Source organism: Bradyrhizobium sp. 1 (assembly GCF_023073315.1).
Lineage (GTDB): Bacteria > Pseudomonadota > Alphaproteobacteria > Rhizobiales > Xanthobacteraceae > Bradyrhizobium.
Genome location: NZ_JADPJH010000022.1, coordinates 531,815 through 555,906, shown reverse-complemented (window position 1 = coordinate 555,906; position 24,092 = coordinate 531,815). Strand labels below are relative to the sequence as shown.

Annotated in this window: 17 protein-coding genes; 9 read left to right on the top strand and 8 right to left on the bottom strand. The window is 64.7% G+C overall.

From position 1 onward, the window contains the following. The first annotated feature begins 288 nt into the window (after positions 1-288). Complete coding sequence (locus tag IVB29_RS19340; protein ID WP_247504952.1) at positions 289-2,556, top strand: cation:proton antiporter; 2,268 nt, start codon at positions 289-291, stop codon at positions 2,554-2,556. Here IVB29_RS19340 and IVB29_RS19335 read toward each other — a convergent pair. Both IVB29_RS19335 and IVB29_RS19330 read right to left on the bottom strand, forming a co-directional pair. Beyond that, positions 2,553-5,711, bottom strand: coding sequence for a multidrug efflux RND transporter permease subunit (locus tag IVB29_RS19335; RefSeq protein ID WP_247504951.1), 3,159 nt, complete (start codon positions 5,709-5,711; stop codon positions 2,553-2,555). The genes IVB29_RS19340 and IVB29_RS19335 overlap by 4 nt on opposite strands. A 12-nt stretch (positions 5,712-5,723) precedes the next feature. After that, positions 5,724-6,917 (bottom strand): efflux RND transporter periplasmic adaptor subunit, encoded by a 1,194-nt coding sequence (locus IVB29_RS19330; RefSeq protein ID WP_247504950.1) that lies wholly within the window; start codon positions 6,915-6,917, stop codon positions 5,724-5,726. A gap of 245 nt (positions 6,918-7,162) precedes the next feature. On the opposite strand from IVB29_RS19330, the gene IVB29_RS19325 reads away from it, so the two are divergent. Continuing rightward, positions 7,163-7,969 (top strand): ABC transporter substrate-binding protein, encoded by an 807-nt coding sequence (locus tag IVB29_RS19325; protein ID WP_247504949.1) that lies wholly within the window; start codon positions 7,163-7,165, stop codon positions 7,967-7,969. 34 nt (positions 7,970-8,003) lie between these two features. Here the strand turns inward: IVB29_RS19325 and IVB29_RS19320 are convergent, their stop codons facing one another. Beyond that, on the bottom strand, positions 8,004-9,179 hold the full coding sequence (locus tag IVB29_RS19320) for a beta-propeller fold lactonase family protein (protein ID WP_247504948.1): 1,176 nt from the start codon (positions 9,177-9,179) through the stop codon (positions 8,004-8,006). A gap of 268 nt (positions 9,180-9,447) precedes the next feature. On the opposite strand from IVB29_RS19320, the gene IVB29_RS19315 reads away from it, so the two are divergent. Further along, positions 9,448-11,166 (top strand): alkaline phosphatase family protein, encoded by a 1,719-nt coding sequence (locus IVB29_RS19315; RefSeq protein ID WP_247504947.1) that lies wholly within the window; start codon positions 9,448-9,450, stop codon positions 11,164-11,166. A 13-nt stretch (positions 11,167-11,179) separates the two neighbouring features. Then, the gene (locus tag IVB29_RS19310) at positions 11,180-12,523 is read left to right on the top strand and encodes a cytochrome c peroxidase (protein ID WP_247504946.1); all 1,344 of its coding nucleotides are present in this window, start codon (positions 11,180-11,182) and stop codon (positions 12,521-12,523) included. Here IVB29_RS19310 and IVB29_RS19305 read toward each other — a convergent pair. The 5 genes from IVB29_RS19305 to IVB29_RS19285 form a co-directional block, all read right to left on the bottom strand. Further along, entirely contained in the window at positions 12,520-13,503 is a 984-nt protein-coding gene (locus IVB29_RS19305; RefSeq protein ID WP_247504945.1) for an NAD-dependent epimerase/dehydratase family protein, read from the bottom strand. The genes IVB29_RS19310 and IVB29_RS19305 overlap by 4 nt on opposite strands. A gap of 66 nt (positions 13,504-13,569) precedes the next feature. Next, entirely contained in the window at positions 13,570-14,643 is a 1,074-nt protein-coding gene (locus tag IVB29_RS19300) for a hypothetical protein (RefSeq protein WP_247504944.1), read from the bottom strand. A 41-nt stretch (positions 14,644-14,684) separates the two neighbouring features. Continuing rightward, positions 14,685-15,134, bottom strand: coding sequence for a cupin domain-containing protein (locus tag IVB29_RS19295; protein WP_148772773.1), 450 nt, complete (start codon positions 15,132-15,134; stop codon positions 14,685-14,687). A gap of 77 nt (positions 15,135-15,211) precedes the next feature. Continuing rightward, entirely contained in the window at positions 15,212-17,053 is a 1,842-nt protein-coding gene (locus tag IVB29_RS19290) for an ATP-binding protein (protein WP_247504943.1), read from the bottom strand. A 129-nt stretch (positions 17,054-17,182) separates the two neighbouring features. Then, complete coding sequence (locus IVB29_RS19285) at positions 17,183-17,815, bottom strand: cupin domain-containing protein (protein WP_247504942.1); 633 nt, start codon at positions 17,813-17,815, stop codon at positions 17,183-17,185. 216 nt (positions 17,816-18,031) lie between these two features. Here IVB29_RS19285 and IVB29_RS19280 point away from each other — a divergent pair, with 216 nt between their 5' ends. From IVB29_RS19280 to IVB29_RS19260, 5 genes are all read left to right on the top strand, one after another. Beyond that, positions 18,032-19,726, top strand: coding sequence for a peptide ABC transporter substrate-binding protein (locus tag IVB29_RS19280; protein ID WP_247504941.1), 1,695 nt, complete (start codon positions 18,032-18,034; stop codon positions 19,724-19,726). A 27-nt stretch (positions 19,727-19,753) separates the two neighbouring features. Then, positions 19,754-20,704, top strand: a complete 951-nt coding sequence (locus IVB29_RS19275) for an ABC transporter permease (protein WP_247504940.1) — start codon at positions 19,754-19,756, stop codon at positions 20,702-20,704. 2 nt (positions 20,705-20,706) lie between these two features. Continuing rightward, positions 20,707-21,582, top strand: a complete 876-nt coding sequence (locus tag IVB29_RS19270; protein ID WP_247504939.1) for an ABC transporter permease — start codon at positions 20,707-20,709, stop codon at positions 21,580-21,582. Between the two features lie 67 nt (positions 21,583-21,649). Continuing rightward, on the top strand, positions 21,650-22,978 hold the full coding sequence (locus tag IVB29_RS19265; protein WP_247504938.1) for an FAD-binding oxidoreductase: 1,329 nt from the start codon (positions 21,650-21,652) through the stop codon (positions 22,976-22,978). A 14-nt stretch (positions 22,979-22,992) separates the two neighbouring features. Next, positions 22,993-23,919, top strand: coding sequence for a glyoxylate/hydroxypyruvate reductase A (locus tag IVB29_RS19260; protein WP_247504937.1), 927 nt, complete (start codon positions 22,993-22,995; stop codon positions 23,917-23,919). Positions 23,920-24,092 lie beyond the last annotated feature (173 nt).

The window sequence follows — 24,092 nt, the reverse complement described above, 5'->3', positions numbered from 1 at the left end:
ACGCGCTGCAGCGTGCAACGCTGCTGCGCAGAGCCGGGACCCAGAAATTTTCCGTTCGCCGAGACATGGGCCCCGGCTCTGCAGCGCACCGCCGAAGAGGCGCTGCGCTGCGTCCGGGGTACGAGCGCAGCGTGAGGCCGGCACTCTCTCTCACCGTCATTGCGAGGAGCCCTTGCGACGAAGCAATCCAGACGTCACACCACGACAGCCGGGAACCCGCTCCACCTCTCGCGGGTTCTATCCGCTGTGGCCCCGGCGGCCGGGGCGGGTGAGGGAAAAGACATCTGCATGCAGTGGCGCCTGCTTCGACCGGCCGGCCTTGTCCCCGTGGCGCTTGTCCTCACCACCATTGCGGCCAGTGCCGAGGGTGGCAAGTCCGCCAGTCCGTCCGAATTCCTGCTGGTGGCGCAGATCGTGCTGTTGATCGCCGTCGGGCGCGGCCTCGGCGAGATCATGCAGCGGATCGGCCAGCCCTCGGTGATCGGCGAATTGCTCGCCGGCATCATCCTCGGACCCTCGCTGTTCGGCTGGATCTGGCCCGAAGCGCAGCACGCGATCTTCCCCAAAACGCCCGAGCAAAAGGCGATGATCGACGGCATCGCGCAGTTCGGCATCCTGTTGCTGTTGTTGCTGACCGGCATGGAGACCGACCTCAAGCTGGTGAAGAAGGTCGGCAAGGCCGCCGTCGCGATCTCGATTGCCGGCATCCTCGTGCCCTTCGCCTGCGGTTTTGCGCTCGGCGAATTCCTGCCCGACGCGCTGCTGCCCAATCCGCAACAGCGGCTGGTCGCCTCGCTGTTCATGGGCACGGCGCTGTCGATCTCTTCCGTGAAGATCGTCGCCGTGGTCGTGCGCGAGATGAACTTCATGCGCCGCAATGTCGGCCAGATCATCGTCGCGACCGCAGTGATCGACGACACCATCGGCTGGATCATCATCGCCGTCATCTTCAGCCTCGCCTCGCACGGCACGCTGGACATCGCCTCGGTGGCGAGAGCCGTGCTGGGCACGCTCGCCTTCCTTGCCGTGAGCTTCACCATCGGCCGCCGGCTGGTGTTTCAGCTGATTCGCTGGGCCAACGACAATCTCGTCAGCACCGCCGCGGTGATCACAGTCATCCTCCTGCTGATGTGTGTTATGGCGCTAATCACGCATGCGATCGGCGTGCACACGGTGCTCGGCGCCTTCGTTGCCGGCATTCTCGTCGGCGAGTCCCCGATCCTGACGCGGCAGATCGACGAGCGCCTGCGCGGCCTGATTTCGAGCTTCTTCATGCCGGTGTTCTTCGGGCTCGCAGGACTGAGCGCCGATCTCTCGGTGCTGCGCGATCCCAATCTGCTGATGCTCACCGGCCTGCTGGTCGTGATCGCCAGCGTCGGCAAGTTCGGCGGTGCCTTCGTCGGCGGCACCTTGGGCGGGCTGAGCACAAGGGAGTCGCTGGCGCTTGCGAGCGGCATGAACGCGCGCGGCTCGACCGAGGTGATCATCGCGACCATTGGTCTCTCCATCGGCGTGCTCAGCCAGAACCTGTTCACGATGATCGTGACCATGGCGATCGTGACCACGATGGCGATGCCGCCCATGCTGCGCGCTGCGCTGGCAAAATTGCCGATGAACAAAGAGGAAATGGAGCGGCTGGAACGGGAGGAATTCGAGAAGCGCGGCTTCGTCGCCAATCTCGAACGCCCCCTGCTTGCCGTGGACGAAAGCATCAATGCCACCTTCGCCGCGCATATCGCGGGGTTGATCGCCGGCATGCGCGGCCTGCCGATCACCGTGCTGCATATCGGCAAGCGTGCGAAGGATCAGGAGAAGGGCCGCGACGAGGAGGCGAGCCACGAAGCCGTGGTGAAGAAGGCGGCGGAAACGGTGTCCGCGAACAGCGCCGAAGACGTCGGCAACGTCGATGTCGCCACGCGTGTCCGCAAAGCCGGGCTCGGCGAGACGATCGGAGATGAAGCGAAGAAAGGCTTTGATCTCCTTGTCGTCGGCGTGGACAAGGTCGCGGCCACCAAGGATCGCTTCGACCGCAAGATCGAGGATATCGCTGCAAAGTTCGAAGGACCGCTCGCGATCGTGGCGGTCAATGGCACGCACCTGAAGCAGCCGATGCCGGATGCGCTCAACATCCTCGTTCCGGTCTCCGGCAGCGGCGTCTCCAAGCGCGGCACCGAGGTCGCGGTGGCGCTGACACAGGCGGGCTCAGGTTCGCTCCGGGTGATCTATGTCGCGACGACAAGGGACAAGGGCGCGCAGCGCGGCGCCTCGCGCGGCCTGAGCCAGGAGGCCGGCATCCTCAAGGACGCCAGCGATCTTGCCGCCCGCTACGAGGTCGATATCACGACGACGCTGCGTGTGAACCGGGCGCCGGAGCTGGCGATCCTGCGCGAGATCGAGACCACCGATGTCGATCTCGTGGTTATGGGTGTCGATCGCATCCAGGGCGACCATCTCTCTTTCGGCGGTGTCGCCGATGCGGTGCTCAGGCAGTCGAAGGTTTCGGTGCTGCTGGTGTCGAGCGGCGAGGCACGGCAGGCGCCGGCGGAGAAGGCCTAGGGCTTCGCCTCCGCCACCGGCTGCGCCTTCGGCGCCTTCTTCGACGCCCGCCAGTTCTCGAACCGCTGCACCACCACGAAGAAGGCGGGCACGAACAGCACCGCCAGGCAGGTCGAGGCCAGCATGCCCGAGAACACGGTGATGCCGATCGACTTGCGCGCGCTGGCGCCGGCGCCGGTCGCGATCACCAGCGGCACCACGCCGAGGATGAAGGCGAACGACGTCATCAGGATCGGGCGAAAGCGGGCGCGCGCCGCCTCGATCGCGCTTTCCAGCACCGGCTTGCCGTCGCGGCCGTGCAGTTCCAGCCCGACCTCGACGATCAGGATCGCGTTCTTGGCCGACAGCGCGATCAGCAGGATCAGGCCGATCTGGCAATAGAGGTTGTTGTCGATCTTGAGGCCGGAGAGGATCAGCATCGGCCCGAGCAGCGACAGCGGCACCGCGAGGATCACCGAGATCGGCGCGTACCAGCTCTCATACTGACCGGCCAACACCATGTAGACCAGCAGCATCGCGAGCCCGAACACCCAGTAGATCTGGTTACTGACCGCCTTCTCCTGATAGGACATTGCAGTCCATTCGAAGCCGGTGCCCGGCGGCAGCGTCTTTGCCGCGATATCTTCCATCAGCGTCAGCGACTGGCCGGACGAATAGCCCTGCGCCGGCAGGCCGATCACGGTCGAGGAGGGATAGAGATTGTAGAGGCTGATCAGCGACGGGCCGGTGGCCGGCGTGATCGTGGCGACGGTACCGATCGGGATCATGTCGCCGTTCGAGTTGCGCACCTGCATGTTGGCGATGTCGCGCTCGGTGACGCGGAAGGCGGGATCGGCCTGCGTATAGACCTGGAACACGCGGCCGAACTTGTTGAACTGGTTGACATAGGACGAGCCGAGATAAGTCGACAGCGCCGAGAACACCTGATCGGTGGTGACGTGCAGCGTCTGGGTCTTGATGCGGTCGATCTCGACGTTGAATTGCGGCACCGACGAGCGGAACGAGGACTGCACGCGCTGGAGCGCGCTCTGGCTCTGGCCGTTGGAGACCATCGCGCCGGTGATCGCCTGAAGCTTGGCGAAATCGCTGTTGCCGTCGCGCAGCTCGACCTGCATCGAGAAGCCGGCGGCGTTGCCGATGCCTTGAATGGGCGGCGGCGGCAGCACGAGGGTGCGTGCTTCCATGATCACCGCTAGCTTGTCGTTGAGCCCGTAGACCAGCGAGCGCAAATCCTCGCCGGGGCCTTTGCGCGCGTCCCAGTCCTTCAGGATGATGTAGGCGACGCCGGCATTGGCAAGGCTGGCGCTGCTGTCGAGCGCGGAGATGCCGGCGATGGTGATGACCTGCGCCACGCCGGGCGTTTCCTTGATGATCCCGCTGGCCGTGTCGAGCACCTTTTGGGTCCGCTCCAGCGAAGCGCCGTCGGGCAGCTGAATGGCGGCGATCAGATAGCCCTGATCCTCGATCGGCAGGAAGCCGGTCGGCACCCGCGACAGGCCGTAGCCGCTGAGCCCGATCACCACCAGCGCGAAAGCGACCGAGATCGTTGCGTGCCTGCATAGGAAGGTGATCAGCCGCGTATAGCCACGCTCGACGCGGTTATAGACATTGTTGAAGCCGCGATAGAAGAAGTTGCGCTGCTCCGGCGGCACCGTCGGCCGCAGCCACAGCGCGCATTGCGTCGGCTTCAAGGTCGCGGCGTTGATGGCGGACAACAGCGCGGTCGCCGCGATCACCAGCGCGAATTGCGAATAGATGCGCCCGGTGAGGCCGGCGAGGAACGAGGCCGGCAGGAACACCGAGATCAGCACCAGCGTGATGCCGACGATCGGCGCGAACAGCTGGTCCATCGCCTTGATCGCGGCGTCGTGGCCGTTCATGCCCTGCTCGATATTGTGGGCCGCGCCTTCCACCACGACGATGGCGTCGTCGACGACGATGCCGATCGCGAGCACGATCGCAAACAGCGTCGACATGTTGATGGTGAAGCCGAGTGCCGCCATCGCGGCGAATGCGCCGATGATGGTGACAGGCACGGTCGTCGCCGGCACCAGCATCGCGCGCCAGTCCTGCAGGAACACCAGGATCACGGCCAGCACCAGCAGGCCGGCCTCGATCAGCGTCATGTAGACCTCGTGCACCGAGGCCTGCACGAACTTGGTGGTGTCGAACGGCGTGTCGTACTTCATGCCCTGCGGGAAGGCCTTCGCAAGCTCCGCCATCTTCTTCTCGACGGCCTGCTCGACCTCGAGCGCATTGGCGCCGGGCGACTGGAATACGCCGATGCCGGTGGCGGGCTGCTTGTTCAGCGAGAAGATCTGGCTGTAGGTCTGCGCGCCTAATTCGACCGAGCCGACATCGCGCACGCGCGTGACGTCGCCGCTGGTGCCTGATTTGACGATGATGTTGTCGAACTGGCTGGTGTCGTCGAGCCGGCCGTTGACATTGAGCGTGTACTGGAACGCCTGGCCCGGCGGCGTCGGCGGCGCGCCGACCTGGCCGGCCGAGACCTGCTGGCTCTGCTGCTGGATCGCCTGGATGACGTCCTGCGGCACCAATCCGCGGGCCTGGAGCTTGTTGGGGTCGAGCCAGATGCGCATCGAATACTGGCCGGCGCCGAACACGGTGACGTTGCCGACGCCGGGCAAACGTGAAAGCTCGTCGCGGATGTTGATGGTGGCGTAGTTGCTCAAATAGAGGCTGTCGAACCGGGAGTCCGGCGAGGTCAGCGTCACGAACAAAAGGATCGAGGTCGATTTCTTCTGGACGGTGACGCCCTGGTTCTGCACCGAGGACGGCAACTGCGACAGTGCGCTGGAGACGCGGTTCTGCACCAGCACCTGCGCGAAATTGAGGTCGGTGCCGATCTTGAAGGTCACGGTCAGCGTATAGGTGCCGTCGGAGGCGCTGTAGGACTGCATATAGAGCATGTCCTCGACGCCGTTGACCTGTTGTTCGATCGGCAAGGCAACTGTGTCGATCACGGTCTTGGCGCTGGCGCCGGGATAGCGCGTGGTCACCTGCACGGTCGGCGGCACCACGTCGGGATATTGCGCGATCGCGAGATTGAACAGCGCGACGCCGCCGATCAGGATCATCAGCAGCGCGATGACGTTCGAGAGGACCGGCCGCTCGATGAAGAATTTTGAGATCATGGCGTCCGCTCCCTACTTCGCAGACGCCTGGGGCTGCTCGATCTTCGTCACCTGCGGATCGATCTTCTGACCCGGGATCACGCGCAGGAGTCCCGCGGTCACCACGCGGTCATCGGGCTTCAGGCCGCTTTCGATCACGCGCAGACCGTTGTCGACGGGACCGATCTGCACCTTGCGCTGCTCGACGACATTGTCGCTGTTGGCGACGAGGAGATAGCGCCCGCCCTGATCGCTGCCGAGCGCGGTGTCGGGGACGAGGAGCGCGTCCTTCTCCTGGCTGAAGGGCACGCGGACGCGGACGAAATAGCCGGGCAGCAGCACCCGCTTGTCGTTGGGCACGAGGCCGCGCACCGCGAGCGTACCGGTCGACTGGTTGATGGTGGGCGCGACATAGTCGAGATGGCCTTCATGCGGATAGCCGGTCTCGGTCTGGAGGCCGACCAGGATCGGAAACTGCTTGAGGTCGGCGGACGTCAACCCGCGCCGCTGCGCCTCGGCCCGAATCCGCAGCACGTCCTGCTCGTTGACGGTGAAGTTCACCCAGATCGGGTCCATCGCGACGATGGTTGCGAGCTGGGTCGGAGAGGCGACGCCGACGAGCTCGCCGGTCGAGACCAGATGCGCGCTGACGATGCCGTCGAACGGCGCGCTCACTTTGGTATAGCCATAATTGAGTTGGGCGAGCCTCGTGTTGGCCTGCGCCTGCTGGAGATTGGCCTGGGCGTTGTCGCGGGTCGCTGTCGAGGTATCGAGGGTCGCCTGCGAGACGGCCTGGCGCTGAACAAGGTCGACCTGCCGCTTGAAATCGGCTTCCGCCTGTTTGAGCGAGGCCTGCGCGCCGGCCTCGGCTGCCTGCGCCTGTTCGAGCTTGAGCTTGTAGGTCTCGGGCTCGATCGTGAACAGTTGGGTGCCCTGCTTGACAAAGGTGCCGTCCTGATAGTCGATCGATTGCAGAAAACCCTGCACGCGCGCGACCAAATCGACATTCTTGATCGGCGCGGTGTTGCCGGTGGCCTCGACATAGCGCGTCACCGGGCGCTGCACCGGCGTCGCCACATCCACCTTGGGCGGAGGCGGGGCAACGAAGGCGTTCTTGTCCTCGCAGCCCGCGAGGACGGCCACGGCCGCCAAGGCGGTCAGCGCCCGCCCGATCTGTCTCCACTCTCGATTGCGATGTGCGAGATGAGCGGGAATAGCGCAGGTCATTCGGAGGCCCCCGATTGCGGTCTGTCGGTGCGGCAGGCTAGCAACAAATGTCCGGCCGTGGAACACCATAGCCATGGCAGTCTCTTGGCAGCCACCGGCCTTGCACTGCAAACAGCGATGTGGCCTTTGACAGGTTTATCATGACAAACCGCTTTTCATCGGGCGCACGATCGACCAGAATTATGTTAAAGACCGTGTGACGGCACGCGAGCGGTCTGAAGAAGAAAAGGTGAGGAGAACATGACATGTCCACATCGCTCCACTCGGCGCTCGCCGGCCTCGTTCTCGCAGCGGCCCTCGCCATGCCCGCGCTAGCCGATGGCTTGAAGGACGAGATCGCGCCGACCGGCAAGCTGCGGGTCGCGATCGCGATCAGCCCCGCGGGCGGTGCGTTCTGGTCCACGAAGACGGAGGCCGGCTATGCCGGCGTGCCGGTCGATCTCGGCAAGGAGATGGCGGCGCAGCTCGGTGTGCCCGTCGACTATGTCGTGCACCAGAATTCCGGGCAGATCACCGACGCCGCCGGCAAGGGCACTCTTGAAAAAGGTGCTTGGGACGTCACCTGGCTCCCGAAGGATCCCGAGCGCGAGGCCAAGATGATGTTCGGCCCGATCTACGAGGTCGCCGACGCCACCTACATCGTCAAATCAGGATCAAACGTCACCAATTTCGCGACGCTCGACCAGCCCGGCATCAAGGTCGCGGCCGTCAACGCCACCACCACCATGCGCGGCGCGGTCGCGCATTTGAAGAATGCGAAAGTCACGGGCTATCAGACCTATGACGAAATATTCGGCCTCCTCAAGAGCGGCGAGGTCGACGCCTTCGCACTGTCGCGCGACCAGCTCAACAAGATGTCGCAGAAGATTCCGGGCACGAAGGTGCTCGATGAGACCTTCAAGAAGACGGTGACGGCGGTCGCTGTGCCGCTTGGCCACAGCCAGGCTCTGACGTTCGTCACGAAATTCATGACCGAGGCGGTGACGAACGGCACCTTGCGCAAGGCCTATGACAACAACGGCCTGAAGGACACGCCGATCCGCACCGAGTAGCGCGGCGCAGGATGGCTGCGCCGCTGCTCAGGCCCTACGGCTCGGCGGTGCGAATGCCCGCGGGGCTCACCTGCAGTTTGAGTGTGGACGTCTTGGTCAGCGCCTTGCCGTCGAACGAGAAGGCGATCAGCTCGTTCTCGACCATGCACTGGGCCACGACGTGCTTGGAGTCCTTCGACCACACCATGCCCTGGCACCAATGGCCGATCCTGGCTTCCGCCACTGGCGTGATGTCGGTGCCGGAAATCCTGTAGACCTTCAGCAGGCCGAAATCGTTGAAGAAGGGCGAGGCCGACGGCTTGTTCGAGCCGTTCATGACGGTGACGGCCACATGATTGCCGTCGGGCGACATTTTTACGGCCTCCGGCGTCTGCCCGACGGTAACAGTCGTGACGATTCGGATCGGCTTGGCCGTCATGTCGATCAGGCTGATCGTGTCGCTGTCGCCGCTGCTGGCGCCGACATTGCCGACAACCGCCACCGCGCCGCCTGTGAGATCGATGTCGTAGGGGCGGATGCCGGCGGAGAGGTCGCGCTTGGCATATTCGACCTTGGTTCCGTCCACGGTGAGGAGCGAGATCTTGCTGTCGCCGTCACGGGTGACCAGCGCGGTCGCGCCATCACGCGAGAACACGGCGTGGCTCGGGCCCGACTTGGCATCACCAAGCTGGATCTTGCCGGCCGGCGTCAGCGTGCTCCCGCTGATCGCAAAGACCGAGACGGTGCCTTCGCTCCGGTTCGCAACCAGCGCCAGCGTGCCTGCACGGTTGATCGATACCCCGGCCGCGCCGGCGCCAGCCTGAAGCGTCGCGAGCACTTTTGGCGGCGAAGATCTCAGGTCGATGACCGAGAGCTTGTCGTCGGGCACAGCCTTGGTCGGATCCGCCGGATCGACCTTCATGGCGCCCGTGACCAGCGCGAAGGCGCCATCCGGCGCAATCGCCACGCTCGGCGGCGGCCCGACCACACTGGCGGGAGCCGCCACCTCGCCGAGCAGTTTCAGCGCGCCATCGGTGAGATCGATGACGCTGACCGTGTCCGGCAGCGGCTGCTTGCGCACGACCGCGTTGCCGTTCTCCAGCACCATCTTGCCGTCATTGGCGGTGACGACGATCTCGGCATGCGCGGCGATAGTCGCGAGGCCAGCCAGGGACGTTGCGACCAGAGCTGATGCAGCATGGCGCGTGCGCCTGCGAAGAGCGGCTTTCATGTTTCCCCCGAAAGATATGTTCTTGTCCGGCAAAGCTAAATGCACCCGGCCGTATAGCGCAACAACTTAGCGGCGATCATTTTTGCATCCGCCCGGGGGAATAAAGCGGCGTGCCGTGGTCCGGCGAGGTGAAGCAAGCGCCAGCGAAATAAATTGTGTTTCGACCACCGCGCAAAGTGTCTCGTGCGTCAAACTGACACAGCTCTGTCACTCCCGATGTTTAGAACATTTCTGATCGTAAACATCCTCATTTCCGGGGCGTCAAAAAATGAAATCCAGACTGCTGACGACGGTGGCGATTTTCGCCGCCGCGAGCGCACTCGCGTGCACGCTTCCCGTCCTCGCGGACGATTTCGGCCGCGACCGCGATCACGGGCATGATCAGGACGATCATCACCGTCATCCCCATGACATCCACACCGAGACGCCGATCAAGCATCTCGTGATCATCTTCAACGAGAACCGCTCGTTCGATCATTACTTTGCGACCTATCCGAACGCGGCCAATCCATCCGGCTCGATTCCGTTCGTGCCGAAGCCGCATACGCCCAAGGTCAACAACCTCGCCAACGCCCATTTGCTGGTGAACAACCCGAACAACAGCGCGGCCAACGGCACCGGCGCGACGGACCCGTTCCGGCTCGACCGCACCCAGGCCAACACGCGCTCGCAGAACCACGCCTATACGCCCGAACAGCAGGCCGTGGACAACGGCAAGGACGATTTGTTCCCGAAATTCACCGGCCGCGGCACTGCCGGCGGTGCCGGCGCGTTTGGCACCAACGGTCAGGTGATGGGTTATTTCGATGGCAACACCACAACTGCCCTCTGGAACTACGCCCAGCACTTCGCCATGAGCGACAATGCCTGGACCGACACCTTCGGTCCGTCGACGCCGGGCATGCTCGAAGTGATCTCCGGCCAGACCAACGGCGCGCAGAACATCGTCGGCACTTCGACCCAGACCGTTCCCGACGGCCAGGGCGGCCTGACGCTGATCGGCGACACCGATCCGGGCAACGATCCCTGCTCGAGCGCGACCAGCACGATCCTGATGGACGGCAAGAACGTCGGCGATCTTCTCAACGCCGAGCACATCAGTTGGGGCAGCTTCATGGGCGGCTTCGACCTGACGCTCAAGAACGCGAACGGCACCACCGGTTGCGGCCGCAGCACCTTCTCCAGCAACGTCAACGGCACTATCGTGGACTACATCCCGCACCACGCCTGGTTCCAGTACTACAAGTCGACGGCCAACCCGACCCACGCGCGTCCGAGCTCGGTTCACGCGATCGGCCATACCCATGACTTCAACGGCAAGGTGGATCCGGCCAATCACGGCTACGATCTCGAGGATTTCTACGCCGCGGTGAAGGCCGGCAATTTCCCGGCCGTCTCCTACATCAAGATGCCGGCCTTCCAGGACGGTCACGCCGGCAACTCCGATCCGCTCGACGAGCAGGCCGGCAATGTCGAGCTGATCAACTTCCTCCAGAAGCTGCCGGAATGGCGCGAGACCGCGGTCATCATCACCTATGACGACTCCGACGGCTGGTACGACCATCAGTACGTTGCGCCGAAGAGCGCCTCGTATGATCCGACGGCCGACCAGGTCAACGGTCCGGGCCTGTGCGGCCCGGGCGCCAGCAAGCAGCCTGCGCCGAAGGGTCTGGTCGGCAAGCCGGTGAACGGCCGCTGCGGTCCGGGCACCCGCGTGCCCTTCATCGTGGTCTCGCCCTACGCCAGGACCAACCACGTGAGCAGCACCTACATCTCGCAGGCTTCCGTGGTGCGGTTCATCGAGGACAATTGGCTGCGCGGCCAGCGTCTCGGTGGCGGCTCGTTCGATGCGAGCTCCGGCTCGATCATGGATCTGTTCGACTTCGATCAGGATCATCGCCACGATCTCCGGGTCGATGCGCTGTTCCTCGACCCGACTGCCGGCACGGTGATCACCAGCCCGCCGGACGAGCACCACCACCACTAGCACGTCTGGTCATATGAACAGCCGCACCATGTGGCTTCTCGGCGCCGGCCTGCTTTGTCTGGCCGGCGCCGTCTTTGCTGCCGGGACGCAAGGATTTGCCGAGGCGAACCAGACGGGTTTGAACCCGAACCCGGTTCGTCTGATGCGTCCGCCGGTCGCGCCGCTGTCCGCGATGGCGCTGCTCGGCAGGGAGATCTTTTACGACGCCTCGCTGTCGTCATCGGGCATGCTCTCATGTGCGTCCTGCCATAGCGCGGATCATGCTTACGGTCCGCCCAATGACGGGCCGGTCATGCGCGGCGGCGCCAACCTGTTGCGCCAAGGCGCGCGCGCGGTGCCCTCGCTGACTTATCTCGACCGCCACCCGAATTTCAGCATCGGCCCCGACAAGGGCGACGACGACAACGTCATCGACCTCGCGCAGATGGCCGCGCTCGGCCAGCAGGCGGCGCGCACGACGAAGACCGCGGGCGGCACCGGCGCGTCGACGAACATCGTGCCGCAGGGCGGCCTGTTCTGGGACGGCCGCGCCGACACGTTGCAGGATCAGGCGCTGTTTCCGCTGCTCGATCCCAACGAGATGGACGGCGGCAGCGCCGAGGTCGTCGCGGACAAGCTGCGCCGCGCGCCCTATGTGCAACGCTTTGTCGAGCTGTTCGGCGCCGGCGTGCTGAGGAATCAGCGGCTCCTGATCGCGGAGGCAATGTTCGCGGTCGCGCGCTATCAGGTGGAGGAGCCGAGCTTTCATCCCTACACCAGCAAGTACGATCACTGGCTCGAAGGCAAGGCGCGGCTGTCCGAGAGCGAATTGCGCGGGCTGCAATTGTTCAACGACCCTGATAAGGCCAATTGCGCCGGCTGCCACACCTCGACGCCGACCCGCGACGGCCTGCCACCGCTGTTCACCGATCACCAATACGAGGCGCTCGGCGCGCCGCGCAATGCCGCGCTCGCGGGTAATCGCGACCCCGATCATTTCGACCTCGGCGTCTGCGGTCCGCATCGCACCGACATCTCCGAGCAGACGCAATATTGCGGCATGTTCCTGACGCCGACGCTGCGCAACACCGCAACGCGGCACGCCTTCTTCCACAACGGGGTCTTCAGCACGCTCGAACAGGTGATGGATTTCTACAACTTTCGCGATACCAATCCGGAGAAAGTGTTTCCGCGCGCCGCCGACGGCACGGTGCAGAAGTATGACGACCTGCCGCAAAAATATCACGCCAATGTCGACATCACCGATCCGCCCTTCGATCGTCACCCCGGTGACAAGCCGGCGATGACCGATCAGGACGAGGCCGACATCATCGCGTTCCTGAAGACGCTGACGGATGGCTACAAGCCGGAGAACTAAGCCGTCCTCTTCGCGTGCCATGCGGCGAGAACGTCCTTCTCTTCTTCGCTGGTGAGGCCGATGACCGGCCCGTTGTTGGCGTTGAGCCAGTCGAGCGTATCGCGCGCAGTGTTGCCCAATGGCCGCGAGTTCAATCCAGCCTCGCGCGCCGGCCTGGTATCGCGCGTGAGAAAACCGGCGAAGTCGGGCAGGGGCAGCCACATCGGCAGTGACCGCGGGCCGGCCCAGCGCCTGACGTCATGGGCTTCTAGAAACGCGCGATCGATCCAGGTGAATTCGCAGGACGCGTTCAGCGCCGACGCGCATTCCGTCAGGAACTCGCCGCGCGTGCTGATTGGTCCAATCCCGTCATAGGTGCCGGTGAGGCGAACCTCGGCCGCATGCACGATCCAATGTGCGAGATCGCGCACGTCGATGAACTGGACGGCATCATCAGGCGATCCCGGCGACAGTACCTCGCCGCCGCGCGCCAGCCGCGCCGGCCAGTAGGCGAAGCGTCCTGTCGGATCTTCCGGTCCGGCGATCAGGCCGGCCCGGCAGATGAAGGCGTCCGCGCCAACGGCCTGCTCGCAGGCGACCTTCGCCGCGCCATAGATGGCGTCGGTGCTGTGCTCCACATCCTCGGTCGCCGGCTCGCGCAGCGGGGCTGTGTCCGCGCGCTGTCCCGGTATGCGGTTGTCCGCGTAAACGCTGATCGTGGAGACGAAGGTCCAGTGGATGCCGGGCCGTTTCAGCGCCGCGACGGCGCGACGGACCTGGCCGGGATGACGGGCGACATCGACCACGGCATCGAACGTCTCACCCGCGAGCGGTGCAAGACCATCTGCAATGTCGCGGTCGATCCGGATAAGGCGGGCGCCTTGCGCAATCGGCCCTGCGAGCCCGCGGGCGGCGCAGGTGACGTCATGGCCGGCAATGCAGGCATGGGCCGCGATCGCGCGCCCCAGAAACTGGCTGCCGCCGAGAATGAGCATGCGCATGAGATTGTCCGTGCTGCCGATCGGATCGAGAGCCTACAATTTCCAGTAGCGGTTGCAACCGATGCCTCAACGCCCCTTGATCTCCGAATATTTCGCCATCGCCTTCTCGAACTTCCGCTTGAACAGCCACATCGCAGCGAGAATTTCGCGGAAGCTCGCCGAGCTTCGCGCGCGGTCGGCCTGTCCGAAGGCGAAGATGCTGTTGTTGCGCAGATGTTTCATGATGGTGGCACTGGACACCCTGTAGTTCAGGAGATCGCCCGATCTGAGCGCGGACCGCGTCGGCGTCGGGATGATCTGGATCAGCTCGAACAGCTTCATCTGGTCAATCGGATCGGGCAGTGTCTTCACGATTCCCGGGATATCGCGGAAGACATCCGCATGTGCGTTCATCAGGCCGTCGCGCACATTGGTCCAGTGATTGAAGCGGTGGTCGGTGCCGCGGGCGCGTGCCTCTTCCTTGTCGTCGCGCGCGCTCAGTTCGGGATTGGCGGCTGCGATCTCGGACTTGATCGCCTCCCATTTCCTGTGGCCGTTGCGGTCTTCGGACGGGCCGGTCTGGAAGCTGCCCATGTAGGTGTTCGAGCGCCCATTGCGAACGTTTTGCTTGCCGTTCGTCTCCGCAAAGAACAGTCCCAGGCTGATGCGACCCGCGGCGTCGGCGTCAGCCGGCGCAAGCCCCTTGGCGCGTGCGATCGCGGCGGCGAGATTGACGACGTCCTCGAACGGCGTCGCCGAATTCTGTGCGCTTGCGGGCGGTGCCTCCATGATCTCAAACAGGTTCGCATATTCGTCGACCAGCGGCTCGATCGCGGCGTCGAAATAGGCGGGTGGAATCCCGAACTTGTTCGGCTTGCCGATCCGCGACGGCACGGCGTCCGTAAGATCCTTGTAAGTGCTGATCATCGCGACGCGGGCAAGATAGAGCGCCTGGCCCGGCAGGTTCGGCAGCGGCTGCTTCGCCTCGATCTGGCTGCGCCGCTCGGCGAGGATGGATTTGAAATCGCCGAGCGCGCGATCGTAGGCCGCGGCCGCCTCCGACTGCTTCGCGTTAAGCGTTTGCGCCCGGCTCGCGGCGGGCGTCATTAGCAACAACCCAAGCGCGCCTATGGCCGCAATAATGTGACGTCGTGCAAGCATGGCCGGCTCTCCCAGCGATTCGTCAGCCGGGAGATCGTAGCCTAGTCGTTGGCTTCGGGCGGCAGGAAGTCGACCTCATGCAGTGCCGAGATGCGTACGACTTCGGCGGGGTCGGTGAGGTTGTGAAGCTGGTTGAACAGCGCCTCCAGCTTCTGCATCGGCGAGACCCAGAACAGCGCGCGGGCCGGTTTGTCGGATTTGTTGAAATAGCCGTGCGGGATGCCGCGCGGCAGGCGCACGAGGTCGCCGGCATGGGCTTTCACCCATTTGCCGTCGAGCTTGAGGTCGAGCGTACCTTCCTGCACCAGGATGAACTCGTCCTGGGTCGGATGGATGTGCACCGGCACGAACTGGCCCGGATCGCTGTTGGTCTCGAACGCGAAGGTGGACTCGGTGACGGCCTTTGGGAAATAGACCTGGCCCAGAATGTTCCAGGTCTTGCCGCCATAGCCGGTGCCGTTCGCGGTGATGCCTTTTTCGAGTGCAGTCATGGCTCGCCCTCCATTGGAACTTTGCTGGGGCGGAGTTTTGCGCAGGCGGCGAGCGGAGTCCATCCACCACCCTTGCGCTAACGACCGTCGCGATCGGACGCCTGCCTGCGCAGGAAGCCTTCGACCTCGGCCTGCACCGAGTACGGCGTCGGGATCGGATCGCCGGCGACATCGACGGCGGTGTCGAGCGAGCGCCGCAGCATGCGCGCGAGTTCGGCCTTGCGGTAGGGTTTTGTCAGAAGCGGCGCGCCCATGGTGGCGTGTCCCGGCCCATGCGGGGCGTCGTGGGCATAGCCCGACGTGAACAGCACTCGCAGCGAGGGACGCGCAGCCACCATCTCGTCGGCGAGCTCCCGCCCGTTCAAGGCTCCGGCCATCACGATATCGGTGAAGAGCAGATCGAACGGCGTGCCCGCGGCCGCGATGGCGAGCGCCTCGGCGGCGTTGACGGCGGGAATGACCTTGTAGCCGAGGCTTTCGAGCTGGACCGTGACGTATTGGCGGACGTCGCGATCGTCCTCGACGCACAGGATGGTTTCCGTCCCGCCCACGACCTTGCGCGCGTCATAACCGGTCGGGCGAAGCGTGCTGGTCTCGGCCTTCGGCAGGTAGATCGTGAATGTCGTGCCGCGGCCTTCGACGGAAGAGACCTTGATGCCGCCGCCGGACTGCTTGACGAAACCGAACACCATGCTGAGCCCGAGCCCCGTACCCTTGCCGACGTCCTTGGTCGAGAAGAAGGGATCGAAGATGCGCTCCAGGATCGCCTGCGGAATGCCGGTGCCATTGTCCGCGATCTCGATCTCGACATAGTCGCCGGCATAGCCGGCGCCGACCGCGACCGCCTCGCGCACGCCGAACACGACGTTGCGCGTCGACAGCGTCAGCCTGCCGCCATCCAGCAACGCGTCGCGGGCGTTGATCGCGAGGTTGAGCAGCGCCGAGCTTAATTGGCCACGATCGGCGAAGGCGAGCCAGGCGTTGCCGTCGAGCCTGGTCACGATCTCGATCTTCTTGTCGAAGGTCGCCAGCAGCAGTTTGGCCAGCTCTGCGAGCAATTCGTTGACGTCGATCTCGGCAGGCTGCAGCGCCTGCTTGCGCGCAAAGGACAGCAGGCTCGACGTCAGCGCGGCGCCGCGATCGGCCGCCTCGCTGATCAGCTTGGTGATGGTCGCAAGCGGCGGGTTGTCCTTCACCGCATCGGCCAAAATCTCGATCGTGCCCGTGATCACGGTGAGCATGTTGTTGAATTCGTGCGCGATGCCGCCGGTGAGTTGGCCCACCGCCTCCATCTTCTGGGCCTGGATCAGCTGCTCCTCGGCGGCACGCTTCTGGGTGACGTCCTTGACGAAATTGTTGATGAGGGTGCGGCCTCCGAGCCGGAGCACCGAGCTCGACGCCTCGATCAGGATCGCCTCGCCTTCCCGGTGCAGCAGGGTCGCTTCGAAGCGGATGCCGATGGGCGTATCCGACAGTTCCGGCAGCAGCCGCATCATGCGTTGCCGAAAGCCGTCGCGGAGCGGCTCGGCGATGAGGAGGTCGACGACGTCGGCGCCCAGCGCCTCCTTGCGCGTCCATCCCGTCAGCGCCTCAGCCTGAACGCTCCATTCGAGGACGATACCTCTTTCGTCGGTCTGAACGAAGGCATCGAGCGCGGTCTTGATGACGGCTTGCGTGATCTGTGCGCTGGCCTGGGCCTGCTCGGCGAGTTGCGCGGCGCTGCGCTTGTCTTGCGCCGTCTCGATCTCGCGCGTGCAGAACCGTGCGAGCAGCACCGCGACGATGCCGCACGCAAGCAACGCGATGATCTGGGCAATGCCGAAGCCGGCTCCGGTGACGGCATAGGAGGCGAGGAGGGCCGCCGCGGTCACGATGACCTGCGCGGCCATCGCGAGTGTCAGAAACCCCCTGAGTTTCATGCTCTCATACCAAACACGTCGGCCGCGGGTTGCTCCCGGCCGCCCTGTCGAGGAGTCCGGCATCATGTGAGCTACCGATTCCGCGCCCCTCCGTCGAGGGGCAATTTCCGGAGCGGATGGCCGGGGGCTTCAACCTGCTGGCGAATCGGTCTGGCGCAGCGTCGTGACCCAGATCACGCGCGCGGCCTGCTGGGTCGGGTTGTCGAACAAGTGCGGCACGATGCTTGGGAAACGAAAACTGTCACCCGCTTCCAGCACATGGGCCTGGTTGTCGAGCCATAGCCGCAGGCTGCCGGACAGGATGTAGCCGGCCTTTTCGCCGGTGTGCTGCAAGAAATCGGTGCCCGAGGAGGCGCCGGGATTGAGCGTGAGCTCGTAGAGCTCGAGCTGGCCTTTGTCGGCCGGCGTCAGCGCTTCCTTGACGACGCCGCTGGCGGTCAGGCGCAGCAGGCGACGGCTGTTCTTGCGCACGATGTAGCGCTGCAGGTCGGCAGAATCGGTGGTCTCGAAGAAATAGGAGATGGGAACGTCGAGCGCGATGCTGAGCAGGCGCAGCGTCCGGATCGACGGCATGGCGCGGGCGCGCTCGAGCTGGCTGATCATGCCGTTGGAGAGGCCGGTCTTGGTGGCGACGTCCTGGATCGAGAGGCCGGCGCGCTGGCGCAGCAGCCGCACGGTCTCGCCGAGGCGCTGGTCGACCGCATCGTCGGTCCGGATCGGCGGGGCGTCCTTGGTGCCGTTGGTATCGCCGCGACCATCCATGTCGCTCTCCCATGCATCGTCTCAGCCCCGGACCACATCGGTTCGAGGCCCACTCAGAGTGAAAACGTCGCGCATCCTAGCAATGTGATTGACAGCTGTATTTAGTCATGATGAACTTTTGACTGAAAAATATAGAAGCACTAAAGCCCACTCCTGTCCCTTTGCCGGGGTCTCGGGGCGCGGGAGAGGTGCCGCGTGCGGGAACGGAGACTGGTCATGGCAGACAGCACCGGCAAGTTCGGCACTGGCGGACTGCATCACCTCGGCATTCCGAATCGCCGACAATTGTTCCAGCTCGGCGCGGGCGCCGCGGCGGGATGGAGCCTTGCAGGCAACGCGTTCGCGCAGACCGAACGCCCCTCCAATCCGCCGGACAAGCCGCGCGGGCAGGTGATCGCGGCGCTGTCGCAGGAGCCGACGGTCTTTCATCCGCTGATGCCCGGCATCGAGGTCGACCAGGGCATCTGGTGGCAGGTGTTCTCGCTGCTCTGGTACATCGATCCCGAGGGTAATTTCGTCCCTGATCTCGCGCGCGAAGTGCCGACCATCGAGAATGGCGGCCTGTCCGCCGACGGCCTGACCTGGAGGATCAAGCTGCGCAAGGACGTGAAGTGGCACGACGGCACGCCGTTCACGGCGGACGACGTCAAGTTCTCGCTCGATCTGATCAACGATTCCAATTTCCGCGCGCGCAGCCGCGTCGGCCACAGCCTCGTCAAGGACATCAAGGTCGTCGCGGCGGACGAGATCCACTGGCGCATGGAAGCACCCTATTCGCCGTACATGTCGATCCTGGGCTCGCTGACCTTCATCGTGCCCAAACATATCCTGGAGAAGGTGACCGATCCGAACGCCTCGCCGTTCCACAATGCGCCCGTCGGCACCGGACCGTTCCGCTGGGGCGAGCGCGTGCCCGGCGACCACATCCTCCTCAATGCTCACACCGGCTATCACGGCAAGGGTCCGTACGTCGAACGGGTGGTCTTCAAATACATCCCCGACCTCACCGTGCTCTACACCCAGTTCCGCACCGGCCAGGTCGACTACACTGGTTTGCAAGGCATTTTGCCGAACTTCGTGCAGGAGGCGAAGACGCTGAAGGGCCGCAAGATCTTCGTGTCCTCGACGTCCTCGGTGGAGCACATCGCGCCCAATCTGGACTTCGGTCCCTTCACTGACCGCACTGTACGCGAGGCGCTCTATCTCGCGATCAACAAGCAGGCGATTATCGATGCGCTGAATTACGGCCTGCCGAGTCTGACTGAAAGTTTCGTGCCGCAGCAGGCCTGGTCGTTCCAGCAGGGATTGCCGCAACACAAATACGATCCGGCCAAGGCCAATGCGCTGCTGGATGCGGCGGGATGGGTACGCGGCTCCGGTGGCGTGCGCGAGAAGGGCGGCGTCAAGCTCGAATTCACCAACTCGACGACGTCGGGCAATGCGGTGCGCGAGCAGACCCAGCAGCTCCTGATCCAGGACTGGCGCGCGATCGGCGCGACGATGCGCGTCAACAACATGCCGGCTGCGGTGATCTGGGGCGATTTCTGGCAGCAGTCGAAATTCAACTCGGTGATCGTGGGGGTGAACTTCATGCTCGGCAGCGACCCCGACGTGACGCCGCGCTTCGGCTCCGGCGCCATCCCCGCCAAGGGCGGCCGCGGCTACAACACCTACCAGTACCAGAGCCCCGAGGCCGATCGTCTTCTCGCCGAAGGCGCCAAGCAGTTCGATCTGGCGCGGCGCAAGACCATCTATGGCGATCTGCAAAAGCTGATCCGCAACGATCTCGCGATCCTGCCCATGTTCCAGGGTTTTATCGCCGAAGGCGTGAAGGAGGGGCTGCAGGGCTTCCGTCCCAACATCAACGCCTCCATCAATTGCTGGAACATCCGCGAATGGTACTGGGCCTGATGCTTCGGGCGCGCTGGATCGGCTGAGATGGCCCGTTACGTCGCAAATCGCCTGGCGCAGGCGATCATGCTGCTTGTGATCGTCTCGGCGATCGGCTTCGCCATCCTGCACATGGCGCCCGGCGGGCCGCTCTCGCAGTTTGCCGTCTCCGGGCAAATGACGCAGGAGGATCTCGATCGCGTCACCAGACAGCTGGGGCTCGATCGTCCGCTGCCGATCCAGTATCTCGACTGGTTCGGTCGCATGTTGAAAGGCGATTGGGGCCGTTCCTATCGCGACGGCGAGGCGGTGCTGTCCGTGATCTCGTCGCATCTCGGCGCCACGCTGGAACTGATGGCGACGGCAACCATCATCGCGGTGCTGCTCGGCTGTTGGATCGGCGTGCTCGGTGCGCTGCGCCGCTATTCGCTGTTCGATTCGCTCGCGACCGTCGGTGCCATGATCGCGCTGTCGATCCCGACCTTCTGGTTCGGCCTCGTCACCATCTACGTGTTCTCGGTGAAGCTCGGCTGGCTTCCGGCCGGCAATCGCGAGACCATCGGCGACGGCTCCTTCCTCGACCTCTTGCATCATTTGATTGCGCCTTCGCTGGTGCTGGCGCTGGTCGAGACCGCGATGTGGGGCCGCTTCATGCGTTCCTCGATGCTCGAGGTCATCAACCAGGACTACATCCGCACCGCGCGCGCCAAGGGCATGCCGGAATGGCGCATCCTCACGGTCCACGCGCTGCGCAACGCGCTATTGCCGATGATCACGGTCGCCGGCCTCCAGTTGCCGACGCTGCTCGGCGGCGCGCTGGTCGCCGAGACCGTGTTCACCTGGCCCGGCATGGGCCGGCTGTTCCTCGATTCCATCGGCTATCGCGACTATCCCGTGGTGATGGGCATCCTGATGTTCTCGGCGACCATCGTGCTGATCGGCTCGCTGCTTGCCGACATCCTGTATGCCGTCGTCGATCCGCGTATTCGGGTGGGCTAGGGATGGCAATCGCGGCTCTCTCCGATGTTCAGCTCGCGCCCGGCCACGCTGCGTGGCGGCGTTTCCGCCGGCACCGCCTTGCGCTTGCGGGCGCCGTGATCATCCTCGTTCTCGTCCTCGGTTCGGTATTCGGTCCCTTTCTGCTGCCGTTCGACGATACCTATATCGACATCATGAAGCGGTTCGCGCCGCCGCTGTCGGGCGCGCACATCCTCGGCACCGACGAACTCGGCCGCGACGTGCTGGCGCGCCTGATGATGGGCGGGCGTGTCTCGCTCTCGATCGGCATCGTCGCGATGGTGATCGCGACGGTGGTCGGCATCGTCGTCGGCGCTTTTGCGGGCTTCTATGGCGGCGTGGTCGGCGCGATCCTGATGCGGCTCGTCGACGCCGTGCTGTGCTTTCCGACCATCTTTTTGCTGCTCACGCTGGCGGCGCTCACCGAGCCTGGTCTGGTCACTACCACCGTGCTGATCGCGGCGACCGCCTGGATGTGGGTGGCCCGCGTCGTCGAGGCCCAGGTGCGCTCGCTGCGTGAACGCGAGTTTGCGGTCGCCGCGCTCGCCTTCGGCTCGTCGAATCTGCGCATCATGTTCCGCGAGCTCGTGCCCAATGCGATCGCGCCGATCGTGGTGGCGGCGACGCTGAACGTGGCCAAGGCGATCCTGCTGGAATCCTATCTCAGCTATCTCGGCTACGGCATCCAGCCGCCGGCGGCGAGCTTGGGCAACATGCTCAACAACGCGCAGATCTATCTGACCAGCGCGCCCTGGCTTGCGATCGCGCCGGGCGTTGCGATCACGCTGGCGGTGACGAGCTTCAACTTCCTCGGTGACGGCCTGCGCGACGCGCTCGATCCGCGAATGAACATCCCATGATCTGCAAATTCATGACGAGCAAGCGCTCGATCGAACTGAAGTCCAGACGGACGTACAGGAGTGTCCTATGTCCCCGCCGCTCACCCGTATAAACAGCGACGAACGCCTGCCGGCGCAGGTGGACGTCGTCGTCATCGGCGGCGGCGTGATCGGCGTGTCCGCGGCCTATCATCTCGCCAGGAAGGGTCTTTCCGTCGCGCTGGTCGAGAAGGGCCATGTCGGCGGCGAGCAGTCGAGCCGCAATTGGGGCTGGTGCCGCCAGCAGGGGCGCGCGCGTGAAGAGATTCCGTTGGCGCGCGAGGCGCTGCGGCTGTGGGAAGACATGCAGAACGATGCCGGCGTCGATGCCGGCTTCCGCCGCACCGGCGTCTTGTTCCTGACCAAGAACAAGGACGAGCTTGCCAGCTGGGAGCGCTGGGCTGCAACGGCGCGCGAGATGCAGGTCCACTCGACCGTGCTGACGCCGGCCGAGGTCGCCGAGCGCATGCCGGGCAATACCGACACATGGGTCGGCGGCCTGCATACGCCGAGCGACGGACGCGCCGAGCCGTCGATGGCGGTGCCGGCGCTCGCCACGGCGGCGCGAAAACATGGCGTCACGATCCATCAGGGCTGCGCCGCGCGCGGGCTGGAGACGACCGGCGGCAAGGTCAGCGCCGTCGTCACCGAGAAGGGCACCATTCGCACGCAATCGGTGCTGCTGTCGGGCGGCGCGTGGTCGTCGTTGTTCTGCCGCCGCCACGGCATCGAGCTGCCGATCGGCCTCGTCAACGCCACGGCATGCCGGACCACGCCGGGGCCGGAGATCACTTCGGGCGCGCTTGGCACTGATTTCTACTGCATCCGACGACGCCTCGACGGCGGCTTCACGCTGGCGCTGCGCAACCGCGGCACGGTGGAATTGTCACCCGACCTGTTCCGCTATGCGTGGACCTTCTGGCCGACCTATCTGCATCGCCGCAACGGTCTGAAGATGTCGTTCGGCAAGTCGTTTTTCGATCAGCTCACGCGGGGCACCAACTGGAGTTTCGACAAGCCGTCACCGTTCGAAACCGAGCGCGTGCGCGATCCCGCGCCCGACATGTCGCTGGTCAATGCGGCGCTGGCCGCGCTGATCAAGTCGAACCCTGAATTGAAGGACATCGAGGTCGCGGAGGCCTGGGGCGGCACGATCGACTGCACGCCGGACACGATCCCGGTGATCTCGCCGGTCGATGCGCTGCCGGGCTTCTTCCTCGCCACCGGTTTCTCCGGCCACGGTTTTGGCATCGGTCCCGCGGCCGGCAAGCTTGCTGCCGACCTCGTGACCGGCGCGACGCCGCTGGTCGATCCCGCAGCTTACAGCCACAAGCGCATGATCGACGGCCGCCGGCTCGCGCCGGTCAGCCCGTTCTAACCGCGGCGGTCGAGATGACATTCCTCTACAAGGCCAATCTGGTACGCGGCGCCGAATGGGCGCGTCTCTTCGCCGAGCGCGCGCCGGATCTGCCGTTCCGGCTCTGGCCCGATATCGGAGATCCCCACGCGGTGCGCTATCTGGTGGCCTGGCAGCCGCCGGACGACATCGCAACGAATTTTCCCAATCTCGAACTGGTGTTCTCGGTCGGCGCCGGCGTCGATCAGTTCGACATCACAAAACTTCCGCCGCATGTGCCGCTGATCCGCATGCTGGAGCCTGGTATCACCGACCGCATGGTCGAATATGCCTGCATGTCCGTGCTCGCGCTGCATCGCGATCTCGTGCAGTTCATCGCCCAGCAGCGCGAGCAGGTCTGGCGTGAGCTCCCCGCCACCTACACCGCGGAGCGGCGTGTCGGGGTGATGGGGCTCGGTCTGCTCGGTCAGGCCCTGCTCGAGCGACTCAAATCATTCGGCTTTCCGCTGCTCGGCTGGAATCGTTCGCCGCGCAGCATCGAGGGCGTCACCTGCTATGCGGGCGCGGACGCCTTGCCGGATTTCCTCGGGCAGACCGACATTCTCGTCTGCCTGCTGCCGCTGACATCGGAGACGCGCGGTATCCTCGATGCAAAGCTGTTCGCGCGTCTGCCGCGCGGCGCGCGGCTGCTCAATGTCGGACGGGGCGGGCATCTGGTCGAAGCCGACCTGGTCGCGGCGCTCGACAGCGGTGTGCTCTCGGCTGCCGTGCTCGATGTCGCCGAGCCCGAGCCGGTGCCTGCGGGCCATCCGTTCTGGAGTCATCCGCGCATCCTTCTGACGCCGCACATCGCCAGCACGACGAAGCCGGAGACCGCCGTCGACTACGTGCTCGACACCATCGCGCGCCACCGACGTGGCGAAGATCTGCCGGGGCGTGTCGACCGTGATCGCGGTTACTGAGGGCTCGATGGTGATGATGACATCGGTGCAGCGACGAGCTCCTCTTACCTCTCCCGCTTGCGGGAGAGGTCGCGCCAAAGGCGCGGGTGAGGGTTCTCTCCTCTTGGGGGTTCTCGATTGTGGAGGCACCCTCTCTCCAACCCTCCCCCGCAGGCGGGGGAGGGGGCGCACTG